13 protein-coding genes are annotated in these 16,211 nt (G+C 59.7%); 8 read left to right on the plus strand and 5 right to left on the minus strand.

The features are described from left to right. The first annotated feature begins 26 nt into the window (after positions 1–26). Both lolD and lolE read left to right on the plus strand, forming a co-directional pair. Positions 27–725 (plus strand): lipoprotein-releasing ABC transporter ATP-binding protein LolD, encoded by a 699-nt coding sequence (gene lolD / locus ACB032_RS04780; RefSeq protein WP_020480138.1) that lies wholly within the window; start codon positions 27–29, stop codon positions 723–725. Continuing rightward, entirely contained in the window at positions 725–1,966 is a 1,242-nt protein-coding gene (gene lolE / locus ACB032_RS04785; RefSeq protein ID WP_024943966.1) for a lipoprotein-releasing ABC transporter permease subunit LolE, read from the plus strand. Before lolD ends, lolE begins: the two co-directional genes overlap by 1 nt. 83 nt (positions 1,967–2,049) lie before the next feature. Here lolE and yfbR read toward each other — a convergent pair whose 3' ends face one another. Next, a complete protein-coding gene (yfbR, locus tag ACB032_RS04790) occupies positions 2,050–2,640 on the minus strand; it encodes a 5'-deoxynucleotidase (RefSeq protein WP_371137481.1) in 591 nt (196 codons plus the stop codon). A gap of 73 nt (positions 2,641–2,713) precedes the next feature. Then, positions 2,714–3,148: a YccF domain-containing protein gene (locus ACB032_RS04795; RefSeq protein WP_011705879.1), complete on the minus strand. Its 435-nt coding sequence runs from the start codon at positions 3,146–3,148 to the stop codon at positions 2,714–2,716. 428 nt (positions 3,149–3,576) lie between these two features. Here ACB032_RS04795 and tig point away from each other — a divergent pair, with 428 nt between their 5' ends. From tig to ppiD, 6 genes are all read left to right on the plus strand, one after another. Beyond that, positions 3,577–4,887, plus strand: a complete 1,311-nt coding sequence (tig, locus tag ACB032_RS04800; protein ID WP_102988637.1) for a trigger factor — start codon at positions 3,577–3,579, stop codon at positions 4,885–4,887. An 86-nt stretch (positions 4,888–4,973) separates the two neighbouring features. Further along, a complete protein-coding gene (gene clpP, locus ACB032_RS04805; RefSeq protein WP_005301526.1) occupies positions 4,974–5,597 on the plus strand; it encodes an ATP-dependent Clp endopeptidase proteolytic subunit ClpP in 624 nt (207 codons plus the stop codon). A gap of 146 nt (positions 5,598–5,743) precedes the next feature. Continuing rightward, positions 5,744–7,018: an ATP-dependent protease ATP-binding subunit ClpX gene (gene clpX / locus ACB032_RS04810; protein WP_005301524.1), complete on the plus strand. Its 1,275-nt coding sequence runs from the start codon at positions 5,744–5,746 to the stop codon at positions 7,016–7,018. 141 nt (positions 7,019–7,159) lie between these two features. Next, positions 7,160–9,514: an endopeptidase La gene (gene lon / locus ACB032_RS04815; protein ID WP_011705882.1), complete on the plus strand. Its 2,355-nt coding sequence runs from the start codon at positions 7,160–7,162 to the stop codon at positions 9,512–9,514. A 240-nt stretch (positions 9,515–9,754) separates the two neighbouring features. Beyond that, a complete protein-coding gene (gene hupB / locus ACB032_RS04820; protein WP_005315375.1) occupies positions 9,755–10,027 on the plus strand; it encodes a nucleoid-associated protein HU-beta in 273 nt (90 codons plus the stop codon). Between the two features lie 151 nt (positions 10,028–10,178). Continuing rightward, positions 10,179–12,092, plus strand: coding sequence for a peptidylprolyl isomerase (gene ppiD / locus ACB032_RS04825; protein ID WP_323937965.1), 1,914 nt, complete (start codon positions 10,179–10,181; stop codon positions 12,090–12,092). A gap of 226 nt (positions 12,093–12,318) precedes the next feature. Here ppiD and ACB032_RS04830 read toward each other — a convergent pair whose 3' ends face one another. The 3 genes from ACB032_RS04830 to ACB032_RS04840 form a co-directional block, all read right to left on the minus strand. Beyond that, positions 12,319–13,911 (minus strand): ABC-F family ATPase, encoded by a 1,593-nt coding sequence (locus ACB032_RS04830; protein ID WP_011705884.1) that lies wholly within the window; start codon positions 13,909–13,911, stop codon positions 12,319–12,321. A 236-nt stretch (positions 13,912–14,147) separates the two neighbouring features. Continuing rightward, positions 14,148–15,803 carry a cation acetate symporter gene (locus tag ACB032_RS04835; protein ID WP_017408234.1) on the minus strand — a complete coding sequence of 552 codons (1,656 nt, stop codon included), beginning with the start codon at positions 15,801–15,803 and terminating at the stop codon, positions 14,148–14,150. Continuing rightward, positions 15,800–16,111, minus strand: a complete 312-nt coding sequence (locus ACB032_RS04840) for a DUF485 domain-containing protein (RefSeq protein WP_011705924.1) — start codon at positions 16,109–16,111, stop codon at positions 15,800–15,802. The genes ACB032_RS04835 and ACB032_RS04840 overlap by 4 nt, the downstream gene beginning before the upstream one ends. Between the last annotated feature and the right edge of the window lie 100 nt (positions 16,112–16,211).

The raw sequence follows: 16,211 nt of genomic DNA on the forward strand, positions 1-16,211 counted from the left end.
TTACAGGTGCAAGTGGAGCCTCCTTTATGAATCAATCCGTCTCCTGCGAGCCGCTGCTGCGCTGTCAGGCCCTCAACCATGTCTACAAAGAGGGCGATCTGGAGACCCAGGTACTCAAGGGCATCGATCTTAGCGTGGCGCCCGGCGAGATGCTGGCGGTGGTGGGCAGCTCGGGCTCCGGCAAGACCACCCTGCTGCACCTGATGGGGGCGCTCGACAACCCCTCCAGCGGCGCCGTGCTGTTCAAGGGGCAGGACATCCATCGCTGGGACAGCCGTACCCAAGCGAAGTTTCGCAATCAGGAGCTGGGTTTTGTGTACCAGTTCCACCACCTGCTCTCCGAGTTCACCGCGCTGGAAAATGCTGCCATGCCGCTGCTGATCGCCGGTGAGTCGGTGAAGAGCGCGACCGACAAGGCGAGCCGGATGCTGGGGCGGGTAGGGCTCTCCCACCGTCTCAACCACCGACCGTCCGAACTCTCCGGTGGTGAGCGCCAGCGGGTGGCCATCGCCCGTGCCCTGGTGAACGAACCCAGCCTGGTGCTGGCGGACGAGCCCACCGGCAACCTGGATCACGCCAGCGCCACCGCCGTCTATGAGCTGCTCTGCGAGCTCAACCGTGAGCTCGGCACCGCGTTCGTGGTGGTGACCCACGATCTCAGCCTGGCAGCCAAGCTCCATCGCCGGGTGACCCTGGTGAGCGGCGTGATGGCGGAGGTCGCCTGATGTTCAAACCGCTGCCCCTGTTTCTGGGCCTGCGTTACAGCCGCTCTCGCCGTCGCAACGGCTTCATCGCCTTTATCTCCGCCTCTTCCCTCATCGGTATCGCCCTCGGGGTGATGGCGCTGATCCTGGGACTCTCCGCCATGAACGGCTTTGAGCGGGAGCTTAAAAACCGGGTGCTCTCCGTGGTGCCTCACGGCGAGCTGATGGGGATGGAGGCACCGCTCCCCAACTGGCCCAAGCTACGGGACTACCTGCTGGCCCAGCCCGGAGTGGAGGCTGCCGCCCCGGTGATCCGGCTCGACGGCCTGCTGGAGCACGGCAGTGCCCTCAAGGGACTGCAGGTGCGCGCCGTGCTGCCGGAGCTCGAGGCCAATCTGTCTGACGCGGGCAACTACATGACGGGCCGCGGTCTGCGCGAGCTGGAAGCCGGCGAGCACGGCCTCATCCTCGGCAAGACCATCGCCGACAAGCTGGGGGTCAAGATAGGGGACACTGTCACCCTGCTGCTGCCTCAGGGTGGCGATGCCGCCGGCATCAAGAACCCGAAGCGCGAGTCTCTCACCGTGGTGGGGCTGCTCGAGATCGGTGGCCAGCTCGATGGGGTGCTCGGCTTCATGCATCTGGCGGATGCCCAGGCCATCACCGGCATGGGCAGCGCGGTGGAGGGCTTCAGCCTCAAGGTGAACGACGTGCTCAAGGCGCAGTCCATCACGGTGGCAGCCGCCCAGAAGTTCCCGCACTACGTCTACATCAGCAGCTGGATGAGCCGCCAGGGTTATCTCTATCAGGACATCCAGATGGTGCGCACCGTGATGTACGTGGTGATGCTGATGGTGGTGGCGGTGGCCTGTTTCAACATCGTCTCCACCCTGGTGATGGCGGTGAACGAGAAGCGCAGCGAGATCGCCATCTTGAAGACCATGGGGGCGAGCCCGGGTCAGATCCGGCTCACCTTCGTCATTCAGGGGATGGTGAACGGGGTGGCGGGTGCCTTGCTCGGCGCCCTGCTGGGCGGCCTGCTCTCCAGCAAGCTGACCCAGATCCTGGGTGTCATCGAGAAGCTCATTGGCCATCGCTTCCTCAACCCGGACATCTACTTCATCGACTTCCTGCCGACCGAGCTGCACATGCAGGACTTGCTCATCGTGACTGGCGCCGCCATCCTGATGAGCCTGCTGGCCACCCTCTACCCCGCCTGGCGGGCGAGCGGGCTGGTGCCGTCGCGCGAGTTGGGGCACTGATAGGCGGCATCTTGTCTGCTGATAAAAACGAAGGGCCCACCGGTGCAAACCGGCGGGCCCTTCGTTTGGGGGATCTGGCTGGTTTAGTGGGCGTTGAGCTCATCCAGCGGCAGCGAGAAGCTCGCCACGAAGATGTCGATGAAGTAGCGCATCTCGTCGCTCATCCGGGCCGCCAGCATCTGCTCGAGGCGCTTGCGCGCCGGCTCGAACTCCCGGTTGCCGGCATTGATCTCTTCCAGGCACTTGGTATAGGCGCAGAGGGTGTCGGCATCCTTCACCAGTTTGGCCAGTTCGCCATCCTGGGCTGCCGAATCGAGCAGCGGGCGAAAATCCTCGACCAGCTCGGGCGGCAACATACCCAGCAGGCGCTGCTCGGCGGCCAGCTCAATCTTCTTGTATTCGCGGGCAATCTCGGGATTGAAGTACTTGACCGGCGTGGGCAGATCGCCGGTCAGCACCTCGCTGCTGTCGTGATAGAGGGCCATGACGGCGGCGCGATCGGCATCCACGTTGCCGCCAAAGAGCCGGTTTTTGATGAGGCCGAGGGCGTGGGCCACCATGGCCACCTGCAGACTGTGCTCTGCGATGTTTTCGGGCTGGATGTTGCGCATCAGCGGCCAGCGATAGATGAGCTTCATGCGGGCGAGATTGGCGAAGAAGTGGCTGGGCAGCATGGATGACCTCGAAGATAACAATGAAAAAGGGCAGACCCTAGTCTGCCCTTTTTTACGGCTAGCGGCATCGCCTTCAGCGAATATAACGGCCGGATTCGGCCTCCTGATTGGTGACGATCATCTGGCCGATGGGGGCCAGGCTGATGAGCGCCAGCTTGAGGTGCTGGATGCCAAACGGGATGCCGACGATGGTGACGAAGCAGGCCAGCGCCGAGGCGATGTGGCCGATGGCTAGCCAGATCCCGATCAGTACGAACCAGATGATGTTGCCAATCAGCCCCATGGTGCCAGTACCCATGTCGCTCAGACCGGTCATGGTCTTGCGGTTGACCGCCTGCTTGCCGAACGGGAAGAAGGTAAAGGTGCCGATGACGAAGCAGGCGCGTCCCCAGGGGATCCCGATGAGGGAGATAAAACAGATCAGCCCGGCCAGCCACCAGGCCAGCCCCATGAAGACGCCTCCCAGTACGAACCAGAGCAGATTGAACAAGAAGCGGAAAAAGGCCATGTCGGTGACTCCAGACTTATCAAGATGGCTGCCACCATAACGAGCGATGGTCATGGACGCAATGGTTGAAGGGGCGGGGTGGACAATTTGGGTCGCAGGGGGTGAAAAGAGACCGTTATGGAGGGATGTGAGGTGAAAAAGTAGGCTCTTGCACGAAAAAAGGTGAGCAAGTGCAAATTCTTGCGGCTTGCGTGCTTGAAGTCGGCTCCGCTATTCCCCATATAAGGGGCAGTTTGGCGGGAATTGTGCCATCCCCTGCCCGGTTGGGGGACGTGTGGCTCGACTCGATCAAAGTGCGCCGCTATAATGTCGCGTCATATTTTCTCATCACAAAGACAGTCGTTGTCTTTATAAACAGGAAGACTCCGGGCTTTGCCCAGGGGCAATAAAGGGTCAGCACGCAGTGCTGAGTTGAACGAGGTAGAAGAATGCAAGTTTCTGTAGAGACAACCCAGGGTCTGGAACGCCGTCTTACCATCACCGTACCGGCCGCTACCGTTGACGCCGCCGTGCGCAAAGAATTGAACGGCCTGGCCAAAACCCGTCGCATCGACGGTTTCCGTCCTGGCAAGGCTCCGGTTGCCATCATCAAGAAGATGTTCGGCGCCATGGCTCATGCTCGCGTTGCTGACGAAATGATGCAGAGCAACTTCATCAAGGCCATCATCGAAAACAAACTGAGCCCGGCCGGTGCCCCGACCATGGATCCGAAAGAGATCCAGGAAGGTCAGGACTTCGAATTCACCGCGACCTTCGAAGTGTACCCCGAGTTTGAAGTGGCTGGCCTTGAGACCATCAAGGTCGAGAAGCCGGTTGCTACCGTGAAGGATGAAGATCTGGCCAACATGATCGACACCCTGCGCAAGCAGCACGCTACCTGGAGTGAAGTGGACACCGCCGCTGCCGATGGCATGCGTGTGACCATGGACTTCGTCGGTTCCATCGACGGTGAAGAGTTCGACGGCGGCAAGGCCGAAGGCTTCAACCTGGTTCTGGGTGCCGGTCGCATGATCCCGGGCTTCGAAGACGCCATCATGGGCAAGAAAGCTGGCGACGAGTTCACCATCGACGTGACCTTCCCGGCTGACTACCACGCTGAAAACCTGAAAGGCAAAGCTGCCAAGTTCGCTTCCAAGCTGAACAAGGTTGAAGAGCAGATCCTGCCTGAGCTGACCGAAGAGTTCGTCAAGCGTTTCGGCATCGAGAGCGGCAACGTTGAAGAGCTGAAAGCCGAAGTGCGCAAGAACATGGAGCGCGAACTGGCTCAAGCCCTGAAAAACAGCGTGAAAGAGCAGGTGCTGAACGGTCTGGTTGAAGCCAACCAGATCGATCTGCCGAAGGCTGCCGTTGCTCAGGAAATCGATGCCCTGCGTCAGCAGGCGCTGCAGCGTTTCGGTGGCTTCCAGGGTGGCAACGCTCCTGAACTGCCGGCCGAGCTGTTCCAGGGGCAGGCCGAGCGTCGTGTACGCGTAGGTCTGCTGCTGGGCGACGTGATCCGTACCAACGAGATCAAGGCTGATGAAGCGCGCGTCAACAGCATCATCGAATCCATGGCCACTGCCTACGAAGATCCGAAGGAAGTGATCGAGTACTACCAGAAGAACGAACAGATGCTGAACGGCGTTCGCAACCTGGCAGTTGAAGATCAAGCCATCGACCTGATCCTGTCCAAGGCCCAGGTGACCGAGAAGGAAGTTGCATTTGACGAAGTGATCAACAAGTCCGGTGCCGCTGCCTAAGAACATTTGACTTAAGGTCAAGACTGTTAAGTATAATGGCTCGTGTGATCTCCACTCGGGCCATTTTATTTTAGGGACAATGCCTTATGTACAAGAACTATAACGATGTGACTGAATCCCCACGCAATGCGCTCATCCCGATGGTGGTAGAGCAAACCGCGAAAGGGGAGCGTTCCTACGACATCTATTCTCGTCTGCTGAAGGAGCGGGTGATCTTCCTGACCGGTCAGGTTGAAGATCACATGGCGAATCTGGTGGTGGCTCAGCTGCTGTTCCTGGAGTCTGAAAATCCGGATCAGGACATCAGCATCTACATCAACTCTCCGGGTGGGGCCGTCACGGCCGGTATGTCCATTTATGACACCATGCAGTTCATCAAGCCGGACGTCAGCACGGTGTGCATGGGGCAGGCCTGCTCCATGGGTGCCTTCCTGCTGGCCGGTGGTGCCAAGGGCAAGCGTTTCTGCCTGCCCAATGCCCGCGTGATGATCCACCAGCCGCTGGGCGGTTTCCAGGGCCAGGCATCTGATATCCAGATCCATGCCCAGGAGATCCTGAAGATCAAGAATACCCTGAACGAGCGTCTGGCCTTCCATACTGGTCAGGACATGGCCACCATCGAGCGTGACACCGACCGTGACAACTTCATGTCGGCCGAGCAGGCCGTGGCTTATGGTCTGGTTGACGGTGTCCTGAGTCGCCGCGGCTGAGCCACGAGCTAGCCCGAACCATCGTCGAGGGCATCATCTGGTTTGATGATGCCCTCAATCGGCAGATCAGGCATGGGCAGGGTGTTCCGGACTGTTGTAAACTCAACAGGACAATCCATCCTCTATTGATAAAACGAGGTTGCTGAATGACAGAAAAACGCAAGGGTGAGGGTGATAAGCTGCTCTACTGCTCTTTTTGCGGCAAAAGCCAGCATGAAGTGCGCAAGCTGATCGCTGGCCCTTCCGTCTACATATGTGATGAGTGTGTCGAGCTGTGCAACGACATCATCCGCGAAGAGATCCGTGAGATCTCGCCCAAGCGCGATGGTAGCGAGCTGCCGACCCCTCATGAAATCCGCGCTCATCTGGATGACTATGTGATCGGGCAGGAGTACGCCAAGAAGGTGCTGGCGGTAGCCGTCTACAACCACTACAAGCGGCTGCGCAGCGGCAGCGAGTCCGGTGGCGTAGAGCTGGGCAAATCCAACATCCTGCTGATCGGCCCGACCGGTAGCGGCAAGACTCTGCTGGCTGAAACTCTGGCTCGTCTGCTGGACGTTCCCTTCACCATGGCCGACGCCACCACCCTGACCGAAGCCGGTTATGTGGGCGAGGACGTGGAGAACATCATCCAGAAGCTGCTGCAGAAGTGCGACTACGACGTAGAGAAGGCCCAGCGTGGCATCGTCTACATCGACGAGATCGACAAGATCTCCCGCAAGTCGGACAACCCCTCCATTACCCGCGACGTGTCCGGGGAAGGGGTGCAGCAGGCCCTGCTCAAGCTGATCGAAGGGACCATCGCTTCCGTGCCGCCGCAAGGTGGTCGCAAGCACCCGCAGCAGGAGTTCTTGCAGGTTGATACCTCCAAGATCCTGTTCATCTGTGGTGGCGCCTTTGCCGGTTTGGACAAGGTGATCGAGCAGCGCTCCGTCAAGGGCACCGGCATCGGTTTTGGTGCCGAGGTCAAGTCCAAGAGCGCCAAGGCGACCTTGAGCGAGAGCTTTGCCAAGGTGGAGCCGGAAGATCTGATCAAATACGGTCTGATCCCCGAGTTCATCGGCCGCCTGCCGGTGGTAGCGACCCTGACCGAGCTGGACGAGGCTGCCCTCATCCAGATCCTGAAAGAGCCGAAGAACGCGCTGACCAAGCAGTATGCCGCGCTGTTCGATCTGGAAGGGGTGGAGCTGGAGTTCCGTGACGACGCGTTGAACGCCATTGCCCGCAAGGCGATGGAGCGTAAAACCGGCGCCCGCGGTCTGCGTTCCATCGTGGAAGCCGTGCTGCTCGATACCATGTATGACCTGCCGTCGCTGGACGGTGTCAGCAAGGTGGTGATCGACGAAACCGTGATCAAGGGGGACTCCGCGCCCTTGATGATCTACGAAAATCCCGAGACCCAGGCCGCTGCATCAGAGTAAATGTCTGATTTTTAATCAAATGAAAGGGGCTTTTTGCCCCTTTCATGCTTTTTGCGGTTTCGGCGATTGAATCTCATCTAAGCGCCCCCATATACTCAGCCAAGCGCTTTGCCAACGGTATAACAAGCCGAGAGGACATATATGAACCTAGAGCGTTCAGAACGCATCGAGATTCCCGTCCTGCCTCTTCGTGACGTGGTGGTTTACCCCCACATGGTCATTCCACTCTTTGTGGGGCGGGAAAAATCCATTCGCTGTCTGGAAGCGGCCATGGAGCAGGACAAGAAAGTTCTGCTGGTGGCCCAGAAGGATGCGTCAACCGATGAGCCGACGGTGGAGGAGATCTTCTCCGTCGGGACAGTGGCCAATATTCTACAGATGCTCAAGCTGCCCGATGGCACCGTCAAGGTGCTGGTGGAAGGGGGCCAGCGTGCCCGTCTTGAGCGGATGATCGACGACCGGGACTTCTTCGTTGGCGAGGCGCAGTACATCGCCTCCAAGGCGATTGAGGAGAAGGACCAGGATGTGCTGGTGCGCTCCGCCATCGGTCAGTTCGAAGGCTATATCAAGCTCAACAAGAAGATCCCGCCCGAGGTGCTCACCTCGATTTCGGCGATCGACGATGCGGCGCGCCTGGCCGATACCATGGCCGCCCACATGCCGCTCAAGCTCGAAGACAAGCAGAAGGTGCTGGAAATCGCCTCCGTGTCCGAGCGCATCGAGTTTCTGATGGCCATGATGGAGTCGGAGATTGACCTGCTGCAGGTCGAGAAACGCATCCGCTCCCGGGTCAAGAAGCAGATGGAGAAGAGCCAGCGCGAGTATTATCTCAACGAGCAGATGAAGGCCATCCAGAAAGAACTGGGTGAGCTGGAAGACAGTCCGGATGAGTTCGAAGCCCTCAATCGCAAGATTGAAGAGGCCGGCATGCCGGAAGATGCCCGTGAGAAGGCGCAGGCCGAGCTCGCCAAGCTGAAGATGATGTCGCCCATGTCGGCCGAGGCCACCGTGGTGCGCAGCTACGTCGACTGGATGGTACAGGTGCCGTGGAAGGCGCGCTCCAAGGTCAAGAAAGACCTGGGCAAGGCGCAAGAGGTGCTGGATGCCGACCACTATGGCTTGGAGAAGGTCAAGGATCGCATTCTCGAGTATCTGGCGGTGCAGGCGCGCGTCAACAAGCTCAAGGGACCGATCCTCTGTCTGGTAGGGCCTCCCGGCGTGGGCAAGACCTCGCTCGGTCAGTCCATCGCCAAGGCCACCGGTCGCAAATATGTGCGCATGGCGCTCGGCGGGGTGCGTGATGAAGCGGAGATCCGTGGTCACCGCCGTACTTATATCGGCTCCATGCCCGGCAAGCTCATCCAGAAGATGGCGAAAGTCGGCGTGAAGAACCCGCTGTTCCTGCTCGATGAAATCGACAAGATGAGCTCGGACATGCGTGGCGATCCCGCCTCAGCCCTGCTGGAAGTGCTGGATCCCGAACAGAACAACAGCTTCAACGATCACTATCTGGAAGTGGATTATGACCTGTCGGACGTGATGTTCGTGGCCACCTCCAACTCCATGAACATCCCGGGTCCGCTGCTGGACCGGATGGAAGTGATCCGCCTCTCCGGTTACACCGAAGATGAGAAGCTCAACATCGCCAAGCAGCATCTGGTCTCCAAGCAGATCCAGCGCAACGGCCTGAAAGAGTCCGAGATCACCATCGAGGATTCCGCTCTGGTCGGGGTGATCCGCTACTACACCCGCGAGGCGGGGGTGCGTAGCCTGGAGCGCGAGATCTCCAAGATTTGTCGCAAGGCAGTCAAGCGCATCCTGCTGGACAAGAGCATCAAGCATGTTCAGGTCAATCAGGCCAACCTCAAGGAGTTCCTCGGGGTGCAGCGCTTTGACTACGGCAAGGCCACCGACCAGAACCAGGTGGGTCAGGTGTGTGGTCTGGCGTGGACCGAGGTGGGGGGCGATCTGCTCACCATCGAGACCACCAACATGCCGGGCAAGGGCAAGCTCACCTACACAGGTTCCCTGGGGGACGTGATGCAGGAGTCCATTCAGGCCGCCATGACGGTGGTACGGGCCCGTGCCGAGAAGCTGCGCATCAATGCCGACTTCTACGAGAAGCGCGATATCCACGTGCACGTACCGGAAGGGGCGACCCCGAAAGACGGTCCGAGCGCCGGTATCGCCATGTGTACCGCCCTGGTCTCCAGCTTGACCGGTAATCCGGTTCGTGCTGATGTGGCCATGACGGGGGAGATCACCCTGCGCGGTGAAGTGTTGCCGATTGGCGGTCTCAAAGAGAAGCTGCTGGCCGCCCATCGCGGTGGCATCAAGCGGGTGCTGATCCCGAAAGAGAACGAGCGTGACCTCGAGGAGATCCCGGACAACGTCAAACAAGACCTTGAAATCTATCCGGTTCGCTGGATTGACGAGGTGCTGGAACTGGCGTTGCAGGACAATCCGCAAGGGTTTGAGCGCGTTTCTGTCGTGTAAATGTTGATGCGCCGCAAATTTGGCGCATTCGGGGGGTGGTTAAGGCTTGCATGCGCCGGATAACGGAAGTAGCCTTGACCACCGATCGGGTACTCATGATGAGTCGCAATGCGTGATGTGGCGCGGGTTTGCGCTAGATTGTCACTTGCAACTGATCAGGAGGCTTGCTATAAAACCTCCACTTGTTGTGGCCAGGGAAATCGGCGCCGCAGCGATGTTCGATAAAAGGGGAATATAAGAGTGAATAAATCTCAACTGATTGACAAGATTGCAGACGGTGCTGATATCTCCAAAGCCGCTGCTGGCCGTGCGCTGGATGCTTTCATTGACGCCGTGGGTGAAGCCCTGAAAGAGGGTGACCAGGTTGCTCTGGTAGGTTTCGGTACTTTCGCCGTGCGCGAGCGTGCTGCCCGTTCTGGCCGTAACCCGCAAACTGGCGCGACCATCGAAATCGCCGCTGGTAAAGTTCCTGCCTTCAAAGCCGGTAAGGCCCTGAAAGACGCTGTCAACTAAGCCGGGCGCTGATATCACATCGGCCACCGTCCTTGGTCACAGACCAGACAAGTGAGAGGGCTCTCCCTCATACTGATTGACCAAGGCGCATCGCAATCGGTGCGCCTTTTCATTATTTACGCCCATCGAGTTCGGGAGCATAAGTACAAACATGATGTTGGATAAACTACGCGAAGGGGCGCAGGGCAAGGTAGCCAAGGTTATCTTGGGCCTGATCATCCTCTCCTTTGCCTTGGCCGGTGTAGGTAGCTACCTCAACGGCCCGGCTCGTACCGCCCCCGCCACCGTCAACGGCAATGACATCAGCTCCGCTGCGCTGGAAAATGCCTATCGCAACGAGCGGGCCCGCATGGAATCCCAAATGGGGGAGTCTTTCAGCCAGTTGGCCGCCAATCCTGACTACATGAAGCAGTTCCGCCGTGGCGTGCTGGACCGTCTGATCGATCAGGCCCTGTTCGACAGCAAGGCCCGTGAACTGGGTCTGCGTGTCAGCGATGAGCAGATCAAGCAGGCCATCGTCGCCATGCCCGAGTTTGCCGAAGATGGCAAGTTCAACAACGATCGATATCTGCAACTGATCCGCCGCGCTGGCATGACCCCGGAGATGTTCCGTGACTCCCTGCGCCAGGACATGGTTCGCCAGCAACTGATGGGCGCCCTGCTGGGCACCGAATTTGCACTCAAGGGTGAAGCCGAGCAACTGGACAAGCTCTACAACCAGACTCGCGATCTGCGTCTGGTGCGCCTGGCCGCTGCAGCCTACCTGGGGGACGTGAAAGTCTCCGATGAAGAGGTGGAGCAGTACTACAAGGCCAACAGCAGCCACTTCATGAATGACGAGCAGGTCAAGGTTGACTACCTGCTGCTGGACGCCGCCACCCTTGGCAAAGACGTCAAGGTGAGCGAGCAGGATGCCCAGGATTACTACGATCAGCACCAGGATCTGTTCCAGCGTGCCGAACGTCGTCATGTGGCTCATATCCTGATCCCGTTCGGCAAGGACGAGAAAGCCGCCGAGCAGAAGGCCGAGGCCGTGCTGGCCAAAGCCAAGGCCGGTGACGATTTCGCCGCGCTGGCCAAGGCTGACTCCTCCGATACCTTCTCCGCCAAAAAAGGCGGCGAGCTGGATTGGTTCGAGAAAGGGGTGATGGATCCGGCGTTCGAGAAGGCCGCGTTTGCACTGACCAAGGCCGGCGATCTCTCCACCGTGGTGAAGAGCCCGTTTGGTTTCCACGTCATCAAGCTGCTGGGGGTTGAACCGGCCCAGACCAAGCCGTTTGCCGATGTGAAAGCAGAGACCATCAGCCGTCTGCAGGCGGACAAGGCCAAGGAGCTGTTCTTTGCCGAGCAGCAGAAGATGGCCGACAGCAGCTTCGAGAACCCGGATTCGCTGGACTTGACCGCCGACACCATGGGTCTCAAGGTGCAGTCCACCGGTTACTTCAGCCAGGCTGATGCACCGGCACCGCTGAACGATCCCAAGGCACTCTCCGCCGCCTTCTCCGAGCAGCTGCGCGATGACAACACCAACTCCGACGTGATCGAGCTGGCGGATGGCAAGGCGCTGGTCATGCACATCACCGGTCACCAGCCGAAAGCGGCCAAACCGCTGGCGGAGGTGAAAGACCAGGTGATTGCAGCCATCAAGCACGACAAGGCCAGTGAAGTGGCCCGTGGCAAGGCGCAGGGTCTGCTGGACAAGCTCAAGGCTGGCGAGAATATCCAGGCCGAGCTGACCGCGCTGGGTCTGAAGGTGGAGAATCATGACGGGGTAGCCCGCTTCGCTCAGGATCTGGATCAGAACCTGGTGGCGCAGGCCTTCCGCATGCCTCATCCGGTTGACGGCAAGCCGAGCGTCGAACTGGTGACCGAAGCCAATGGCGACCGCGTGGTGGTGGCCCTGGACAAGGTGACTGTCGCCAAGGAGCCGTCCGGCATGGCCAAGCTGCTGCAAGGCCAGCTGGGTCAGGGCAAGGCTCAGGTAAGCTACAAGTCTCTCATCGACGAGCTGCGCAAGTCTGCCAAGATCGAGTACTTCACCGATGTGGAAGCCACGGTCGAATAAGTCGAACCGATCCCAATCCATGTGAAAACGGCCCCTTGATGGGGCCGTTTCTTTATCTGCGAGGCGCCGTTCGGTCTCCTTTCTGGAGGGATGACAATCCAGTCCTGGCAGGGGGAAGGGCATATGGCGCACGGGATGTTCCGCATCGTCCAGCAGAATCACAGGCATAAAAAAACCGGCACAGAGGTGCCGGTTTTCATTGACGGGATATGCGGGCAGGAGGGGGTTACACCACGCCCTGGGTGCGCAGGTAATCCTCGTAGGTACCGCCGAAGTCGCGGATGCCATCTTCAGTCAGCTCCAGGATGCGGGTCGCCAGGGAGGAGACGAACTCACGGTCGTGGGAGACGAAGATCAGGGTGCCCTTGTACATCTCCAGCGCCAGGTTCAAGGATTCGATGGATTCCATGTCCAGGTGGTTGGTCGGCTCATCCATGATGAGGATATTGGGGCGCTGCATCATCAGCTTGCCGAACAGCATGCGGCCCTGCTCACCACCGGACAGCACCTTGACCGGCTTCTTGATGTCGTCCTGGGAGAACAGCAGACGGCCCAGTACGGAGCGTACCGCCTGCTCGTCTTCGTTCTCCTGTTTCCATTGGGCCATCCAGTCGAACACGTTGAGATCGGTGTCGAAGTCCTCGGCGTGATCCTGGGCGTAGTAACCGATCTGGGCGTTTTCGGACCACTTGATGGTGCCGGTGTCCGGTGCCAGCGCGCCCACCAGGGTTTTGATCAGGGTGGATTTACCGATACCGTTGGTACCCAGAATGGCGACCTTCTCGCCCACTTCCAGCATCATGTTGAGGCCCTTGAACAGCGGAGCCTCGCCATAGCCCTTGGATACGCCTTCGATCTCCAGGATGTTGCGGTAGAGCTTCTTCTCCTGCTCGAAGCGGATGAAGGGGTTTTGCCGGCTGGAGACCTTCACTTCCTCAATCTTGATCTTGTCGATCTGCTTGAGGCGGGAGGTGGCCTGGCTGGACTTGGAGGCGTTGGCGCTGAAACGCGACACGAAGGATTGCAGATCGGCGATCTGGGCCTTCTTCTTGGCGTTGTCGGCCAGCAGGCGCTCACGGGCCTGGGTGGCTGCCGTCATGTACTCGTCGTAGTTGCCCGGGTAGACGCGCAGCTCGCCGTAGTCCAGATCCGCCATGTGGGTGCAGACGGAGTTCAGGAAGTGACGGTCGTGAGAGATGATGATCATGGTGCTCTCGCGATCGTTGAGCACCTGTTCCAGCCAGCGAATGGTGTTGATGTCCAGGTTGTTGGTCGGTTCGTCCAAGAGCAGGATATCGGGGTTGGAGAACAGCGCCTGTGCCAGCAGCACCCGCAGTTTCCAGCCCGGGGCTACTTCGCTCATCGGGCCGTTGTGCTGCTCGATGGGAATGCCGGCACCCAGCAGCAGCTCGCCCGCGCGGGATTCGGCGGTATAACCGTCATACTCGGCGACCAGGCCTTCCAGCTCGGCGGCCTTCATGTAGTCGTCGTCGGTCGCTTCCAGGTTGGCGTAGATGGCATCGCGCTCGGCGATGGCGGCCCACAGCTCGGTGTGACCCATCATGACCACGTCCAGTACGCGCATCTCTTCGTAGGCGAACTGATCCTGACGCAGCTTACCGATACGCTCGTTGACGTCCAGGCTCACATTACCGCCAGTGGGCTCCAGATCGCCGCCGAGGATCTTCATAAAGGTGGACTTGCCACAGCCGTTGGCACCGATAAGGCCGTAGCGGTTGCCGCCGCCAAACTTGACGCTGATGTTCTCAAACAGCGGCTTGGCGCCGAACTGCATGGTGATGTTATTGCTTGAAAGCACTGGAATGTCCCGGTTGGTCTGTCAAATGGCGCGCATTATGGCACAGATCCCCCGAAAGTTTTAGCAAGAACTGTGATCCGGGCCTATTGCAGAGGGGATAGAGAGGGTGGTGCCGTGTGCTCGCGCACCCCGGTGGCCATGGCCGCATCGTTCCGATCGCAACGGGCGCTAACTTACTGCCTCTCGGCATGAAAAAAGCCGGCCCGGGGGCCGGCTTGCAACCGTCAATCGAAGATTCAGTGGGAGCTGGCGCTGGCTGCCCCCAGTCCGGTCTGGGAGCGGACGAACTGCGGGAAGAACTTGGCGTGCTCGTCGAGCGCATTTTGCGACTTGTCGGTGACCGAGAACAGCCAGATCCCGACGAAGGCCACCGCCATGGAGAAGAGGGCGGGGTACTCGTAGGGGAAGATGGCCTGAGCATGGCCCAACACCTTCACCCACACGGTCGGGCCCAGGATCATCAGGCTGACCGCGCTCACCAGCCCCAGCCAGCCGCCGTAGACGGCGCCGCGAGTGGTCAGGCGAGACCAGAACATGGAGAGGAACAGCACCGGGAAGTTGCAGCTGGCGGCGATGGAGAAGGCGAGCCCCACCATGAAAGCGATGTTCTGTTTCTCGAACAGGATGCCAAGCCCGATGGCCACCACACCCAGCACCACAGTGGTGTACTTGGAGACGCGCAGCTCGTCGGCTTCGTTGGCCTTGCCCTTCTTGATGACGCTGGCATAGAGATCGTGGGAGACCGCCGAGGCACCGGCCAGGGTCAGCCCGGCCACCACCGCCAGGATAGTGGCAAACGCCACGGCGGAGATGAAGCCGAGGAACAGGCTGCCGCCCACCGCATCGGCCAGGTGGATGGCGGCCATGTTGGTGCCGCCCAGCAGGGCGCCGGTGGCGTCCTTGAAGTCCGGGTTGGTGCTGACCAGCAGAATGGCGCCAAAGCCGATGATGAAGGTCAGGATGTAGAAGTAGCCGATAAAGCCGGTGGCATAGAACACGCTCTTGCGCGCTTCCTTGGCGTCACTCACGGTGAAGAAGCGCATCAGGATGTGGGGCAGGCCGGCAGTACCGAACATCAGGGCCAGACCCAGCGAGATGGCGGAGATGGGATCGGCGACCAGACCGCCCGGGCTCATGATGGCGATGCCCTTCTCGTGCACTTTGACCGCTTCACTGAACAGGGTGCCGATGTCGAAGTTGACCGACTTCATCACCATGATGGCCATGAAGCTGGCACCGGAGAGCAGCATCACCGCCTTGATGATCTGCACCCAGGTGGTGGCCAGCATGCCGCCGAACAGCACGTAGAGCACCATCAGAATGCCGACCAGCACCACGGCCACATGGTATTGCAGGCCGAACAGCAGCTCGATCAGCTTGCCTGCGCCCACCATCTGGGCGATGAGGTAGAGGGCGACCACCACCAGCGAGCCGCTGGCGGAGAGGGTGCGCACCTCGGTCTGCTTGAGACGGTAGGAGGCTACGTCGGCAAAGGTGTACTTGCCGAGGTTGCGCAGCCGCTCCGCGATCAGGAACAGGATGATGGGCCAGCCCACCAGAAAGCCGATGGAGTAGATGAGGCCATCGTAGCCGGAGGTGTAGACCAGCGCGGAGATGCCGAGGAAAGAGGCGGCGGACATGTAGTCACCGGCGATGGCCAGGCCATTCTGGAAGCCGGTGATGCGCCCGCCGGCGGCGTAGTAGTCGGAGGCCGAGCGGTTGCGCTTGGAGGCCCAGTAGGTGATGAACAGGGTGGCCGCCACGAAGATCACGAACATCACGATGGCCGAGATATTGAGCGGTTGGCGATGCACCTCGCCGGTCAGCGCATCGGCTGCTAGCAGGGGGGAGGAGGCCAGCGTGGCCAGCAACAGCAGAGACTTGCCTTTCATGATTGGGCTCCCTTGAGGATCTTCTGGTTCAGTTCGTCAAACTCGCCGTTGGCCCGAAACACATAGATGCCGGTCAACACGAAGGAGGAGAGAATGAGGCCCACCCCGACCGGGATGCCGCGGGTAATGGTGGACCCTTCGCTCAAGGGGGTGCCAAGCCAGCCGGGGGCGAAGGCGATGAGCATGATGAAGGCCAGATAGAGCCCCAGCATCAGGATGGAGAGGGACCAGGCAAAGCGCTGGCGCTTGGCGACCAGCTCCTGGAAGTTGGGATCTTGCTGGATCCGAAGATACGGTTGCTGTTCCATTGCAGTGCTCCATGACATTGAGTGTCGGCGGTGAATGAAGGGAGGTCCCTACCGAGCAGCAGGGCTGCTCATGTAAGCAAAATGTGAATCAAATGTTATT

This window comes from Aeromonas sp. S5(2024), from assembly GCF_041403025.1.
GTDB lineage: Bacteria > Pseudomonadota > Gammaproteobacteria > Enterobacterales > Aeromonadaceae > Aeromonas > Aeromonas hydrophila.